This is a genomic window from Vibrio sp. 1457 (assembly GCF_033340195.1).
Lineage (GTDB): Bacteria > Pseudomonadota > Gammaproteobacteria > Enterobacterales > Vibrionaceae > Vibrio > Vibrio alginolyticus.
The window spans coordinates 1-15,229 of record NZ_JAWOWA010000006.1 but is presented as its reverse complement, the minus strand read 5'-3'; the positions used below and the strand labels follow the sequence as shown (position 1 = coordinate 15,229).

The 15,229-nt window shown below is 46.2% G+C and carries 13 protein-coding genes and 1 pseudogene; 12 read left to right on the top strand and 2 right to left on the bottom strand.

Annotation, left to right across the window (positions count from 1 at the left end):
• Nucleotides 1–34: 34 nt before the first annotated feature.
• The gene (locus R7Z41_RS08150; protein WP_005374763.1) at nucleotides 35–769 is read right to left on the bottom strand and encodes an SDR family NAD(P)-dependent oxidoreductase; all 735 of its coding nucleotides are present in this window, start codon (nucleotides 767–769) and stop codon (nucleotides 35–37) included.
• A gap of 1 nt (nucleotide 770) precedes the next feature.
• Nucleotides 771–2,063, bottom strand: a complete 1,293-nt coding sequence (hisD, locus tag R7Z41_RS08145) for a histidinol dehydrogenase (RefSeq protein ID WP_154204063.1) — start codon at nucleotides 2,061–2,063, stop codon at nucleotides 771–773.
• A gap of 289 nt (nucleotides 2,064–2,352) precedes the next feature.
• On the opposite strand from hisD, the gene R7Z41_RS08140 reads away from it, so the two are divergent.
• The 12 genes and pseudogenes from R7Z41_RS08140 to R7Z41_RS08085 form a co-directional block, all read left to right on the top strand.
• Entirely contained in the window at nucleotides 2,353–3,102 is a 750-nt protein-coding gene (locus tag R7Z41_RS08140) for an HpcH/HpaI aldolase family protein (RefSeq protein ID WP_047102422.1), read from the top strand.
• A 150-nt stretch (nucleotides 3,103–3,252) separates the two neighbouring features.
• Entirely contained in the window at nucleotides 3,253–4,209 is a 957-nt protein-coding gene (locus R7Z41_RS08135) for a LacI family DNA-binding transcriptional regulator (RefSeq protein WP_025768661.1), read from the top strand.
• A gap of 266 nt (nucleotides 4,210–4,475) precedes the next feature.
• Nucleotides 4,476–5,471: a TRAP transporter substrate-binding protein gene (locus R7Z41_RS08130; RefSeq protein WP_225477281.1), complete on the top strand. Its 996-nt coding sequence runs from the start codon at nucleotides 4,476–4,478 to the stop codon at nucleotides 5,469–5,471.
• Between the two features lie 57 nt (nucleotides 5,472–5,528).
• Entirely contained in the window at nucleotides 5,529–6,092 is a 564-nt protein-coding gene (locus R7Z41_RS08125; protein WP_206970578.1) for a TRAP transporter small permease, read from the top strand.
• Complete coding sequence (locus R7Z41_RS08120; RefSeq protein WP_054574864.1) at nucleotides 6,089–7,369, top strand: TRAP transporter large permease; 1,281 nt, start codon at nucleotides 6,089–6,091, stop codon at nucleotides 7,367–7,369. Before R7Z41_RS08125 ends, R7Z41_RS08120 begins: the two co-directional genes overlap by 4 nt.
• A 513-nt stretch (nucleotides 7,370–7,882) precedes the next feature.
• On the top strand, nucleotides 7,883–8,857 hold the full coding sequence (locus R7Z41_RS08115) for an ester cyclase (RefSeq protein WP_225477279.1): 975 nt from the start codon (nucleotides 7,883–7,885) through the stop codon (nucleotides 8,855–8,857).
• A 49-nt stretch (nucleotides 8,858–8,906) separates the two neighbouring features.
• Nucleotides 8,907–9,902: an ester cyclase gene (locus R7Z41_RS08110; protein ID WP_225477277.1), complete on the top strand. Its 996-nt coding sequence runs from the start codon at nucleotides 8,907–8,909 to the stop codon at nucleotides 9,900–9,902.
• On the top strand, nucleotides 9,895–11,628 hold the full coding sequence (locus tag R7Z41_RS08105) for a sodium:solute symporter family transporter (protein ID WP_225477268.1): 1,734 nt from the start codon (nucleotides 9,895–9,897) through the stop codon (nucleotides 11,626–11,628). Before R7Z41_RS08110 ends, R7Z41_RS08105 begins: the two co-directional genes overlap by 8 nt.
• A 217-nt stretch (nucleotides 11,629–11,845) precedes the next feature.
• Nucleotides 11,846–12,853 (top strand): LacI family DNA-binding transcriptional regulator, encoded by a 1,008-nt coding sequence (locus R7Z41_RS08100; RefSeq protein WP_005374731.1) that lies wholly within the window; start codon nucleotides 11,846–11,848, stop codon nucleotides 12,851–12,853.
• A 144-nt stretch (nucleotides 12,854–12,997) separates the two neighbouring features.
• Entirely contained in the window at nucleotides 12,998–13,642 is a 645-nt protein-coding gene (locus R7Z41_RS08095) for a recombinase family protein (protein ID WP_225477266.1), read from the top strand.
• Entirely contained in the window at nucleotides 13,639–14,823 is a 1,185-nt protein-coding gene (locus tag R7Z41_RS08090; protein WP_158173280.1) for a multidrug effflux MFS transporter, read from the top strand. Before R7Z41_RS08095 ends, R7Z41_RS08090 begins: the two co-directional genes overlap by 4 nt.
• A gap of 77 nt (nucleotides 14,824–14,900) precedes the next feature.
• Nucleotides 14,901–15,155: pseudogene (locus tag R7Z41_RS08085) on the top strand (hypothetical protein); the annotation flags it as partial.
• Between the last annotated feature and the right edge of the window lie 74 nt (nucleotides 15,156–15,229).

The window sequence follows — 15,229 nt, the reverse complement described above, 5'->3', positions numbered from 1 at the left end:
ACAAGCCTAAAGTTAGTTACAGACCGAAAGTGTGTTACAGACCTAAAGGTCGCCCACCATCAACCGCGATGGTATTGCCTGTCGAGAAGGTAAGAAGATCTGCCACGGCGTACACGGCTTGAGCGACTTCTTCATCATTGGCTAAACGCTTAAGCGGTGTGGATTGTTCTTGTTGATTACGCCATGCGTCATCCAAGCCTTTGACAAACTCAGTGTCGACAAGCCCTGGAGCAACAGCCAGAACTCGAACCTCGGGAGACAGAGCGCGAGCTAAAGAACGGGTCATGTTCTCCGCGGCAGATTTACTTGCACAGTAAGCAATGTTGCTCCCCATCGCAGTCTGTGCCGCGATAGAAGTAATGTTCACCACACAACCATTGGCTTGCTTAAGCCAAGGCTCAAACGCTCGAACCATGGCAAAAGGCGCACGGACGTTCACTTGGAAAATTTGGTCAAACAGCTGGTCATCTAAACTTTGCAAATCAGAGTGCGCGACGAATTTCGTCATCCCCGCACAGTTGACCAACAAATCCAGCTTGTCGCTTATTTCACTGACTTGATGTTTAAGCTGTTCAATCGCACTAGAATCTGCCACGTTCAATTTGAATGCTAGATGCTCGTTACGTGGCAGAGAGGAAAGCACATCCTCGGCCGCTTTCTGATTACTGTTGTAAGTCAGAATTACGCGATATCCCGATTCAGCTAGCTTGCGACAAATGGCGGCACCCAGTCCGCCACTGCCGCCTGTGACTAAGGCAAGTTTCGACATATTACGCCTCTTCCACTTTGCCTTTGTAACGGCGCACACGAATATCCGCTTGCTCTTTGTGGCCAGCAAAACCTTCGAGTGCACACAAGCGAGAGCAATACTCACCGACTTTGAGGGACGCAGCTTCCGTTACACGCTGGTAAGTACAGGTCTTGATAAATTTACCTACCCAAAGACCACCGGTGTATCGCGCCGCTTTCTTCGTTGGCAGTGTATGGTTGGTACCAATACATTTGTCGCCGTAAGAAACGTTGGTTTCACGACCTAGGAACAAGGCACCGTAGTTGGTCATATTATCTAGGAAGTATTTAGGATCTTCTGTCATCACTTGCACATGTTCAGATGCAATATCGTCTGCCACTTCCACCATTTCTTCGTAGCTATCACACACAATCACTTGTCCGTAATCTGCCCACGCTTTACCCGCGACTTCAGCCGTTGGAAGAATGGTTAACTGACGTTCAATTTCTTTGATGGTTTCTTGCGCAAATGTTTCGCTATTGGTCAACAATACAGCGGGAGAGTTGTAACCATGCTCAGCCTGACCAAGCAAGTCTGCCGCTGCCAATTCCGGGTCACAGCCTTTCTCATCAGCAATGACCAAGGTTTCCGTTGGCCCTGCAAACAAATCGATACCAACGCGACCAAACAACTGACGTTTTGCCTCTGCCACAAATGCGTTACCCGGCCCTACAATCATATCGACTGGCGCAATCGTCTCCGTACCCAATGCCATTGCACCTACCGCCTGAACACCGCCGAAGCAGTAGATTTCATCCGCACCCGCCATTGCCATCGCAGCGACAATCGCGACATTTGGCTGACCATTAAACGGAGGCGCACAAGCAATAACACGTTTTACGCCGGCTACTTTCGCCGTCAATACACTCATGTGAGCGGATGCAACCAATGGGTATTTACCGCCAGGGATGTAACAACCCACGCTGTTTACTGGAATATTTTTATGCCCCAGTACCACACCAGGCATGGTTTCTACTTCGACGTCTTTCATTGAGTCACGTTGAATTTGAGCAAAGTTTCGAACTTGTTGCTGAGCGAACTCGATATCATGACGAGTCGATTCATCAAGCGCATCCACACAGGCTTGGATTTGCTCTTCTGACAGGCGGAATTGCTCCGGCGACCAGTTATCAAACTTTTCAGACAACTCACGTACAGCGCTATCACCTTTCGATTCAATATCAGCAAGAATGCTTTCAACAATCTGACGCACTTTTGCGTCGTTTGATGCTGATGCTTCTTCAGTGATTCCGTTTTTTAAAATACGTGCCATTGGTTTTCTCCTTGAACATTGAGGCTGACGAACGGTTATTTCCATGCTTTTGGATACGAATGCAAAATAAGATTAAACACTTAATTAACATTTGACAAGTTAAGTCAACAAACCACAAAAACCACCCTTAAGCCTTTGTATTAATTAGTTTAAACAAATAAAGGCAAGTAATAAGGACCTTGATTGAGTTTAATTTTTAATCAAAAATGAGTTTTAGATCACATCATTTTTACTCATCATTTACATTTCTCCGTGTTAGTTTTTGCATACCTTTGCAAAGGAGAGAATTATGAGAAATTTTAAGCAACGTCTGACTAAAGAAACGCTATTAGGTACATTTGTTAAAACCCCTCATCCTCACATTATCGAGGTATTGGCACTGGCAGAGTTGCCTTTTGTGGTACTGGATGCAGAGCACGCACCTTTCGGTCGTTCCTCGCTTGATCTGTGCATCATGGCGGCCAGAGCGAATGACCTCGCGTGCGTGGTACGAGTACAAGACAGCGCCCCTTCAACCATTTTGAACGCGCTTGACTGTGGCGCGGCGGGTGTACAAATTCCCCATGTTTGTACTGCTGAGCAAGCGACGCAACTGGCGAAAATCTGCCATTACGGCGAAGGTGGCCGAGGGTATGCTGGTTCCAGTCGAGCAGCGCAATACGCCACTAAGCCCATGGTTGAACACTTAAAAGACAGCCGTGCGAATACGATTGTCATTGCACAAATTGAAGACCCTCAAGGGGTCGAAAATGTTGAAGCGATTGCCAATGTTGAAGGAATTGATGCGCTCTTCATTGGCCAAGTTGATCTCACTGTCGCTTATGGTGCTGATAGCGTTCATGATGAGAAAGTCGCACAAGCAAGTATGCGAGTAATCGAAGCGGCCAGAGCCGCCAATAAACCTGTTGGCATGTTTGTCGCGACGGCTCAACAAGCTCGGGAATGGCGTGAACTCGGCGTTAGCTTCTTTTGTGTTGGCTCTGAACACAAAATGATCATTGATGGCTTCAAGCAAGAGAGAAATGTGATGAATTCTTGAGTTTTCTCTGATATTTACGCCTTATCAATGTAATGCTCTAGACACAGAAATCCCCTAGCCCATACACTCAGCACGTATGAGAAGGTTCAATGGCCTTAAATAAGGAGTATCACCATTAAAGCGAAAGTAACTTCGATCGACGTCGCGAAGATGCTCGGCGTCTCTCAATCGACGGTATCTAGAGCATTCAGCCCGACTGCGAGTATTAGCGAGAAGAAACGCAAAATGGTGATGGATGCCGCAGCTAAGCTCGGATACACACCGAATGCCATCGCCCGAGGTCTGATTTCGAATCGTTCAGGCTTAGTGGCGATTGCGTTAGATAGCGAATCAAACCCAATGTACGACATGCAATCTCGTGCTTTGGCTGTCGAAATTCAAAAGCGAGGCGGACAAGTTGTGCTTTGCCCTATCGACAAGGACGACCTCGATCTCGCCATTTCACGCGCCATTGAATACCAAGTGGACGGACTCGTTATCGCCACCAGCCGTTTAACCTCACGCGCGTTTGCCCAATGCGAAAAGTTTGGCGTTCATTTAAGCTTGATTAACCGCTACGCCGAGGGTATTAATGCCAATAGCTCTGGTATTGATAACCGATTGGCGGGCCAACAAGCAGCCGAGTATTTAACGCAGAAAGGCGCAAAACAGTGTGCTTATATCAGTGGCGATGCTGGCTCCATGACCAGTGAAGAGCGTTGGCTGGGTTTCTCTTCAAAATTGCAAGAACTCGGCTCCCCGTCACCAACCTTTATCCAAGCCAAGTACAGCTTTGAAGCAGGCTTAGAAGCGGCGAAAGCGATCTTGTCGCACACTAGCAAACCCGATGCAATTTTTTGTGCAAACGACATCCTCGCCATGGGTGTGATGGATGGCTTGCGACAAGCCGGAGCAAAGATCCCCCAAGACTTCTCTGTGATGGGTGTAGATAACATTCCGATGTCTGCATGGCCGAGTTATGATTTGACCACCATTGCTCAACCAGTCGACAAAATTGTTAAACGAGCGGTTGAAGACTTGATGAATCGAATCAACGGCAACCTGGATGCAACTGGCGAATACCTTTTCGAGCAAGGCACCTTGATCGAACGTAGTAGCACCATTTAATAAATCCATTTTTATTCATTCTTCATAAACAAAATGCCTTGCTTTCGAGTAAGGCATTTTCTGTGATCGCGATTAAATTTTCACCAATCGTTATTTAATTCCTCATCAATTCATCAATCTTGTTATTGACTTGTTACTTTAATGTTTTATTTTGGATTCGTATGCAAAATGGATATGAATTGCTCAACTAATTTATAAAAACTAAAAAGTTGTGTGACTTGCCGACGAATGCCCATGGCAGGTCATACCAGAAACAAGGAAGAACGATGAAGAAAGCAATCCTTACTTCACTTACCGCACTGGGGCTTGCATTTATCAGTATGAATACGTTTGCAACCAGTGTTATTCGTCTTGCTCATGACAGTCAAGAAACCTCTCCCGTACACAAAGCAATGCTCTATTTCGAACAAGAAGTGGAAGCTCGCTCAAACGGTGAGATAGAAGTTGAAATCTATCCGGCAAGACAACTAGGCGATGTGCGTGAGACGACTGAACTCGTGCAGCAAGGCAACTTACAAATGACGTTTGGTGCGTCAGTTTTACTCTCTCCCTACGTCCCAGAGTTTAACGTGCTCGACGTGTTCTACCTTTTTGATAGCGAAGAGCAAGCACACAAAGCGCTCGACAGTGAGAAGATCGGACAACCATTGTTGAATGCTATGGAATCAAAAGGCTTTCATGGACTTGGCTTTATGGAGGTCGGCTTTCGTAGCGTGACCAACAACAAACAGCCAATTGATAGTATTGAGGACCTGAAAGGGCTAAAGATTCGCTCGGCATCTAACCCCACTCAAATAAGCGCGTGGAAATCTATTGGTACTGCACCAACACCTCTGTCTTGGGGAGAAATTTTCACCTCGTTACAACAAGGCCTGATTAACGCTCAAGAAAGTGCTATCTACTCTATTTATGCCGAACGTTTTTACGAGGCACAAAAGTACCTCTCTTTAACTAACCATATATACACCAACTACGTGTTGTTCATGAACAAATCGTTTTGGGATTCACTGCCGGCCGCACAACAAGCGCTGATCAGTGAAGTAAGCAAAGAAACCATCGCAAAACAGCGTGAGCTCGCCGCTAAGCAAAACCAAGAAGTAATCAAAGAGCTCGAAGCAAAAGGCATGACGGTTAACATCGTCCCAGACGAGGTACGCAGCATCATGAAAGAGAAAATGAATGCGGCCGTGTACCAGGACTTGCGCAGTAAAACGGGTAAAGACTTGTTTGACAACGTGATTGCCGAGATAGAACGCCTATAACTCCCACTCTTTTGCACGATCTGGAAACAGGTCGTGCTTTCCGTTTTGGAGGTGAATATGAAGTGGTTTCGCTTACTAGACAAATACCTAGAACCTACCCTTATCGTTATCGCGATCTCGATGATGACAACTTTACTGTGCTTGCAAATCGCATTACGCCTATTTGACGCAACGATCGCGTGGGCTGAAGAGTTGGCTCGTTATTTATTCGTATGGGCGATGTACCTGAGCATCAGCTACTGTATCCGAGATGATCGACACATCCGTATTCGTGTGTTCATCGATAAACTTCCGGGCAATTGGACGCAATTCAGTTTGATTGTCTCTGATCTTATCTACCTTGCCTTTAGTGCCACTGTCGCCTGGTTTGGATTTAAGGTCATCAACCGAAGCCTGCAACTCGGTCAGATTGCTCCCGCAATGGAAATACCTATTGCTTGCCTGTATGCGTCCGTTTTGGTTTGCGCAATCTTAAGCTGCGTGCGCTTGTTAACCAGCATTTATCAACGTACTAGTGCTCTCTCGAATACCAGCGAACGGATACGCTTTTCACGCCAACGCTATCGCCATCTTAAAGCCAAGTATCGTACTTCTAACCGACTATTGGAGCTTAACGCATGACATCTGCACTTTTATTTGGCAGCTTTGGCCTGCTTCTGCTCATTGGCGTTCCAGTTGGTATTGCTCTGGCGGCAGCCAGTATGGTCGCGATATTAAGCCTGCCCTTTCTTAACATCGAGTTTTTAGTACAAGGCTTGGTGACGGGGCTCGACTCCTTCCCTCTCCTCGCTGTCGTTCTGTTTACCTTGGCAGGTAACCTCATGAGTCAAGGAGGGATCTCAAAACGATTATTACACGTGGCGGAGGTCTTCTTTGGCCACTTTACTGGTGGGCTTGGCATCGTCGCCATTGTGGCGTGTATGTTCTTCGCTTCCATCTCTGGTACAGGGTCTGCCACCGTTGCCGCTATCGGCCTGACGATGATTCCCTCTATGGTGAAGAAAGGCTACGATCGCAGCTTTGCCGGTGCCTTGATAGCCTCTTCCGGCGGAATTGGCGTCATTATTCCACCCTCTGTGGTGATGATCGTCTACGCGATCACTGCTGAAGTTTCAGTCACCAAGATGTTCATGGCGGGCATCATTCCAGGCTTGGTCGTCGGTATGGTATTGATCGGCTACTGTCTAATTGTCTCCAAAATGCGGGGCTACACAGGTAACGAGCACAAAGCGACTTGGGCAGAGCGTCTTGATGCGTTAAAAGAAGCCAGTTGGGCAATGCTACTACCCGTTATCATTCTCGGTGGCATCTATTCCGGTATCTTCACGCCTACCGAATCAGCCGCCATTGGTGTGCTCTATGGCTTGTTCTTTGGCATGTTTGTTTATAAAGAACTCAAACCAGCGCAAGTGGTGAAAATCATTCTAGAATCGTCACTGTTAGTTGGCGCTGTGCTCGTCATTGTGGGTGCGTCCGTGACGTTTGGCCGTATATTAACCCTAGAGCGTCTACCGACCGAGATTGCTCAGTTCATTCTATCGATTACCGAAAACAAACTTCTGATACTGCTTTGCATCAATGTTCTGTTGTTGCTTGTTGGTACCTTCATGGAAACGCTGGCGGCCATTGTTATTCTCACGCCAATTCTGCTACCAATTACGTCAGCACTCGGCATGGACCCCGTTCATTTTGGTATCGTGATGATCGTGAACTTGGCCATTGGCTTTGTTACGCCTCCTCTGGGTGCCAACCTGTTTATGGCAAGTCAGGTAGGCAAAGTACCGATAGAGTCGCTCTCTAAAGCCATTATGGGCTGGATTGGAGCAATGATAGTGGCCTTGATGTTGATTACCTTCATCCCTGCCATCTCTCTATCGCTGCCTGCGCTTTTATCCTGATCGTTGCACTCATAGAGCGCTTATGACTGTTATAGCCACTAGATAAATACCTTTCTAGTGGCTTATTCGTTATCTACTTCCGATTTAATAAAAAAGCCTTTAAGCATTCGTATGCAAAAGGAGAATTTGAAAGATATAAGGATAATTGACACCAAAATAGCTGAATATTAGCGATAAAGTCTATTTGGGTGCCTTGATCTGCATGATTATCAGTTTTGGCTTAATCATTTGTTTCCATTCAAACAGATCAAAATAAATTAAGCGATTAAAAAACAATAAGATATTAGGAAATTCATACAAAAAACTTTGACCTCCTTTCTTATTAACACGTCTCGATAAGAGATAGCTTCCATCTCTCCTGTACTTTTTTAGTTTATTTTCCGCTCAATTGTTAAAAAGCAGATCATCAGCACGCTATTTAAACAATCGAAAAACAATCCGTTGACAAAATGGCAACATGATATATTTTGAATACGTAATCAAAACATAATTATTCAATTACGGAGGTGATTTATGGCCATGGTTGGCTTCGATGAAAAGTGGCGTGATTTTCCCGACTACATTCTTGGTATCACAAAAGAGATTTGGGAAGACCGAGGTTTAAACACCTTAGAACACTACTACTCTCCCGACATTGTTGTGCGTACTCCACTCTCTATCGTTCAAGGAAACGAAGGGGTGATCAGTGCAACAATGGCGACACTGGCCGAGTTTCCCGATCGCACGCTATATGGCGAAGACGTCATTTGGTCAGGCACCCCGGAACAAGGCATGCTTTCTTCTCATCGAATCATCTCTACTGCAACACACAGTGGCAACGGCTTCTATGGGAAAGCTTCGAACCGCAAGCTTCGTTTCCGTATTATCGCAGATTGCCATGCTATCAATAACCAAATCAATGACGAATGGTTGGTTCGCGATCAAGCCGATATCGCGAAACAACTGGGCATGACGTCAGAAGAGTTTGCACGCCAACAAATCGAATTTGAAGGTGGCGTGGAATCAAGCCCATTTCCGTTCACACCTGAAGTCGACATTCCTGGACCTTATTTGGGCGTAGGCAACGACAACGAATATGGTCAGCGCTACGAAGCAATTCTCAGAAGCCTTATGAATGCCGAGTTCTCTATAGTACCGAAAGAGTACGACCGCGCTTGCATCGGCGAATACACTGGCGGTCAAACTGCCCTATCACACTCGGAAGTCGATCATTTTTGGATGGCACTTCGTGCGTCTTTCCCAAATGCTCAATTTACCGTTCACCATCGTATTGGCCGAGATGACGACATGATGTCACCACGCGCTGCAATTCGATGGTCTTTGCACGGTAAGCATGAGGGATACGGGATGTTTGGTAAGCCTTCAGGAAAAGAGGTTTACATCATGGGGATCAGCCACGCTGAGTTTGGCCCTTGGGGTCTTCGTCGCGAATTCACTTTGTTTGACGAGACCGCAATCTGGAAGCAAATCCTGCTTCAGCAAGGCTAACGGCTGACTAAACACTATTTATTAAAATCACAGACAGTAAGGAAGCAATATGTCACTCAACATCATCGAACAGTTCTACCAGAACTACTTCAAAGCCGCAGACATCGAGCAAAAACAGGCCGCTCTGCAAACTTTGAACCCTGACGTAAAATGGTGCGTGGCGCACCCTGTGAACGATCTTAATGGCCCAGATGCAACCCACGAATCTTTCCTCTCACTACTTGTGAATGCTTTGCCTGATGCCGAGCGCCGACCAATGATCGTAATGCACGGCGAATACGAAGGCCGCACTTGGTACAACTCTACCGGCTACTTTATCGGTACATTTGAACAACCACTGTTTGGCATCCCAGCAACAGGGAAAACACTCTACTTGCGTTACACCGAAATGGTGTGTGTGGAGAACGACCAAATCATCGAATCTTACATGATCCCAGACTTCATCGACGCGATGAATCAAGCAGGCTGCAACCCTCTTCGTAAAAGCTTGGGTCACGATGGCTTGGTTCCTTCTCCTGCAACTTCTAACGGTATTCAACAATCTGTTGTGTCTTTGGAAGAAAGTGAAAAGAGCGCCCAGCTGGTTGAAGATATGCTGTCTTGCTTGGGTCGTTTTGATGGCAAAGATCTTTTCTCGATGGATTTAGAAAACTACTGGCACAATGACTTCATGTGGTACGGCCCAGCAGGTATTGGCACGACGCGCGGTGTCAAAGGTTTCCGTAACCACCACCAAGCGCCATTTGTGTTTGCGTTCCCAGATCGAAGTGTCGATATTGAGGTCAATTTTTTGGCCAAAAATGACTACGTATCCACAGGTGGTTGGCCACATATGCATGGTACTCACACTGGTCACAGTGGCTGGCTCGGTCTCGCCCCGACAGGAAAACACATCGAACTTCGCGTTATGGACATTTGGCGACGCGAAGGCGATTTACTGAAGGAAAACTGGGTGGCGATCGACATCGTTCATATCCTGCTGCAACTTGGCTATGACGTGTTTGCACAAATGAAAGAACAGTTAGAAGGACCTAATTATGCATGAGTTTGGCGCACTTAACTGGAGCATCCTTGGTGGATACATAGCCCTAACGCTAGTATTGGGTGCGGTGATTGGTAAGCGAGTCACTTCAGCTAGCCAATTCGCTTTGGGTGATAAGAGCATCCCTTGGTGGGCGATCGGTATTTCTGTCGTTTGTACTTACGTGAGTGCCATGTCGTTCCTTGGCGGGCCAGCTTGGTCTTACAAAGAAGGCCTGTCGGTTATCGCGATTCACCTCAATTATCCGCTGGTGATCTTCTTCATCGTGGCTGTGTTTATGCCGTTTTTCTACAACAGCGGTTTAACCTCCATCTACGAGTATCAAGAACGACGCTTCGGTAAGGCTTCACGACTGACTTTGTCGTTTATCTTCCTTATCAAACAAGCATTGAGCTCGGCAGCCGTACTCTATGCGACAGCAATGATTTTGGAGTTCATTACTGGTATCGACGTGATGTACTGCATCATGATCGTCACTGCAATTGCCCTTATCTACACCGTAATGGGCGGTATAGCGGCTGTCATTTGGACCGATGTTATTCAAGCAGTAATCTTATTTATTGGCGCATTCATCATCATCGAAGCCGTGTGGAATGGCATGCCTGCCCCGATGACGGAGGTCATGGCAGAACTCAAAGCGAAAGGAATGACCGATGCCCTACAGACAAGTTTTGACCTAAGCCAAGTAACGACGGTATGGGCTGGTGTTATCGCAATGACGATGTTCCACACCACCGTGTATGGCGGTAACCAGATGATGGTACAACGATGTATGGCCGCGAAAAACATGGGCGATGCGAAAAAGGCAATGCTGATGATGGGCTACGTGGCCTTCTTTATTTACTTTGTCTTTATCTTGCTTGGCGTCCTGTTCAACGCTTATTACGACGGTAAAGAGTTCGAAAACGGCAACACCATCATTCTTCATTATGCGAGTGAATATGGAATGCCAGGCTTGATGGGCATCATTGCCGCTGCGATTCTGGCGGCAAGTATGTCGAGTCTCGATTCCGCATTTAACTCAATGGCGACCGTTTCTGTGGCTGACTTTTACAAACGCTTCTACAAGCAAAACGAGTCGGAAGAGCATTACTTAAAGGTATCGCGTTTCTTCACGGTGGCGTGGGCGATTTTGGTCATCATTCCAGCGATCATGTTTGCCACCAGCACAGGCTCGGTACTGGAAGTGCTGAGTAAGGCAGGCTCTTACTTTGTCGGTGCGAGCTTCTGTATGTTCGTCCTTGGTTTCTACTCAAAACACATTACGGAAAAAGGCTTGTTAATTGGCGTTGCTGCTAGCTTCTTGGTGATTTGGTATGTAGCCGTTGCGACCGATATTGCGTGGCCTTGGTATTGCGTGATTGGCGTCCTTGTGAATGCCGTTGTCGCTTACATTGCTAGCCTTCTCCTGACGGGTAAACAAGATGAAATGCATCTTTACACAGTGAAAGGCCAGCAAACGGAATATGCTCGTCTAAATAAACCAATCAAGCAAGATGGGTGGTATGTCGTTCCCGGTAAAATCGACGCCCCGTGTTATGGCCTACTTGTTATGTTTGTGTTCTCACTCGTGATGCTATGGGGAATCAACGCGTTTACCGACAACGCTCCTATGCTGATTAACTTTATGCGTGGCTGCTCTATTCTTGTCGCAACCGCTTGCATCGGATACATGGGGTATTCACTCCTCTCCCCGAAACGTAAAGTTGCAGTCAAACAAGCAAATTAATGTTCTTTACGTAGATACTGTACGTCCAACAAACGGACAGTATCTACGCACTAGATCTAGTGCTAGCTCAAAGCAAACTAAATGGGTTAACCCACATTTTGCTTTTTAACACTCCAAAGCCATTATTCTACTTAGGATACCCCGTCAGAACATTTATGAATACGTACCTATTTATGCTAGTCTTATGACCTCAATTACTGGCAACTAAGTTTTATTCATGAAATCAATTAAACACGTAGTCACATCAAAAGATGTGGCAAAGATGGCAGGCGTCTCTCAATCTACTGTATCGCGCGTGTTTGTTCCGGGTAGCTCAGTATCCGAAAAGACCAAGCAAAAAGTCTTTGAAGCGGCTAAAGCCCTTAACTACCGCCCTAACGCCTTTGCACGTAGCCTGACCACAAACGAATCGAAATTGATAGGTTTAGTGTTTCCTGATGCGGATTACCCTATCCATATGAAAACACTGCAATTAATTTCCAGTGAGTTACAGAAAAAAGGTTATTCTGCCGTATTGATTCCATGGCAAGTGGATGAAGAAGAGGGCCACTCAATCCCAAATATCTTCCAGTATCGCGTCGATGGTGTCATTGCCGCTTCCGCAACCTTCAATAAGTCCCTTTATGAAGAATGTGAAGAGTTTAATATCCCAATTGTTCAATACGCACGAGTTGTTGAAGGTACTAGGAGTAGCTACGTTATCAGTGACAACTACGAAGCAGGCCAACAAGCCGCGCAACTTCTGCACAAAAGTGGCGTGAAGAACGCGGTTTATTTGACGGGAGAAGTGCCAACCTTTACGAATGACGAACGCCAAAGCGGCTTCTGCTCTGAATTTGAAGACCTAACCGGCAAGACGCCACGCATCATTGAAGCCAGTTATGACTACGCGAGCTCACTTGATAAAGTCCGTGCCATACTGGCAGACAAAAATCGGCCTGAAGCGGTGTTCTGTGCAACCGATAACCTTGCTATGGCGGTCATGGATATCGCCCGTATAGAATGCGGGTTGAGCATTCCTCAGGACTTACAAGTCATTGGCTTTGATAATATTCCTCAGACAGAATGGTTGAGCTATCAACTAACCACATTCCGCCAGGATTTCCGTCGCCTCGCTCGCGAGTGCGTGAAGATCATTGTTGATCAAATTAATACGAAAAACGGCAGCCTAGTAAAAATGATGGTGCCAGTGAAGTTAATCGAGCGCCAGACAACAAAAGCTTAAATAGCTATAGCCAGCCATTCGGTTGGCTTTTTTATTTGCCTCTGACACCCAAACGGCTCATTTAGTGTTGTAAGCATTAATGAACCCATGTATATTTATGAGCCATCACACTATATGAACCAAAAAAAGAGGCTCATAATCCTTATGACCACGTATCTTTACACTCGTTATTCGCCAAAAAATCGAGCTTACCAAGAGCACCTTAATACTCTAAAAGCTTTTGCGCCCGAAGCTCAGCATTTTGAGGATAAGGTTCGTGGTTGCATGCCTCCAACCGAGAGAGAGGCATTCTTACGACTGCTCGATTCCGTCAGAGCTGGGGATACGATTGTGCTCTGGTGGCTGACCGCATTTGGTCGCGACTTTAGTCAAGCATTGAACACGATAAAAATGCTACTCGATAAAGGGGTAACATTGAAAACCGTATGTGAATCAATAACTTTTGAGCCAGGTTCTGTTCAAACCCAAACACTACTCACAGTGTTATCTGGATATGGGAAAGTGCAGACTGAACATCGCCTGTTTGCCGCAGAGCAAGGGCGACAGGCCATTAAAGAGCAGCCAGAATTATGGAAACAGAAGTTTCGCGGCCGCCCCGCAAACAAAACCAAACACCAACAGATCGCAACGTTACTGCTAGAAGGCTACACATTGCAAAACGTAGCAGAGAAATGCGAAGTCAGTCTATCGACTGTGAAGCGGGTCAAAGCAAAGCTAAATGAAGTGGATGACGAAGGCGGCTTAAGATCACGACGCCAAAAAGGTTGTTTGAATGGAGACCAGTCATGAGTCGCCCAATCAACTTTCATACTATACTACTCGCCTGTCTTATTATTAGCGTTGGCCAGTTGAGCATGGGGCTAGTCATGCCCTCTTTGCCATGGATAGCAAAAGACTTTTCCATCTCCCTCGACCAAGCTCAACTACTTGTGAGTATTTATTTGCTCGGCTTTGGCCCCTCTCAATTTATCTACGGGCCAGTGTCAGATGCTTTAGGACGAAAAAGAGTATTACTTACCGGTTTACTCATCGCGATGTCTGGTCTGCTGATGATTATTTTCTTCAGTGACACATTTACAGGGATGGTGATGGGGCGCTTTTTACAAGGGTTAGGTACAGGATGCTGCGCGGTACTCGCGAGGGCGTCGACTCGAGATAGGTTTAGCGGGGACGAACTCCCAGTGGCAATGTCTTACATCGCCATGGCGGCTTCAATCACGCCACTTATTGCACCTGTGATTGGCGGCTTTATCAACTTCCACTTCGGTTGGAGTATGGTGTTTATTTCTCTATTGGGCTATGTCTCGCTGGCCTGGGTAATCATCGCCTTTAAGTTCACAGAAACCATCACAAAACGTTCTGTCATTCCGTCACCCCGAAAAATGTTACTCCAATACAAGAGCTTACTTACGTCTCGTTACTTTATGAGTTTCGCCAGTATCAGTTGGTTAAACTTCAGCTTAATGATTACGACAGTCTCTGTGATGCCATTTATCATGCAAGATCAAATTGGCATGACCTCCGCTCAATACGCGATGTGGGCGCTCATTCCCGCTTTGGGTATGTTATGTGGTACCACGATTTGTAACCGAGTAAGGCCAATTATTGGCAATAAAAAAATGCTGCTTTGCACCCCATTTCTTCACCTCGCTGCCGCAATATGGTTATTTTTCTGCCCTGTTGAGCCTCTATTTCTGATGCTAGGACAGCTATTAATGATCTTGGGTAATGGTATTGCCCTACCTTGTGCACAAGCGATGGTAATGCAACCTTATAAAAAGCAAGCAGGTGCCGCAGCGGCAATGTCTGGTGGTGGACAAATGGTCGTCTCCTCATTGGTCAGCTTAACTCTGGTACAGCTTGGATTGAGTCAAGCATGGCATCTAGCGATCGTTATCGTAATATTTGCATCGCTTACCTTCACCAACATTCAACGTGGCTTCAGTGCAGAGCAACCTTCAGAACGATAACAAAAAACATACTATTGTCCTTATAGTTACGACAAATCGTATAAACTTAAATTTAGGAAAAGTTGGCGGATACTAACATGATGTTGCATTTAAGAATGGGCGCCTTAACACTCGCCACATTGATATCCGCTGGCACTGATGCGAGCGCCAACGAGAACTGGCAGTTCGAGAGTGACAAGGATGGAATCACAATTTACTCCCGAGAACATAGTGACGGTTTAGTTGAGATCCGTGCCCGGATGTTCACACCCACCAGCTATGGTGCATTTTTAACGCTACTGGAAGACAGTGACAATATCCCGAACTGGATTGACAATGCCAGTCATAGCCGCAATGTAGTTCACTTAAGAGGAGCCGCGTAGCGATTAACAGGGTATCGGGTCTTTGATATTTTTACCGCCCTAGG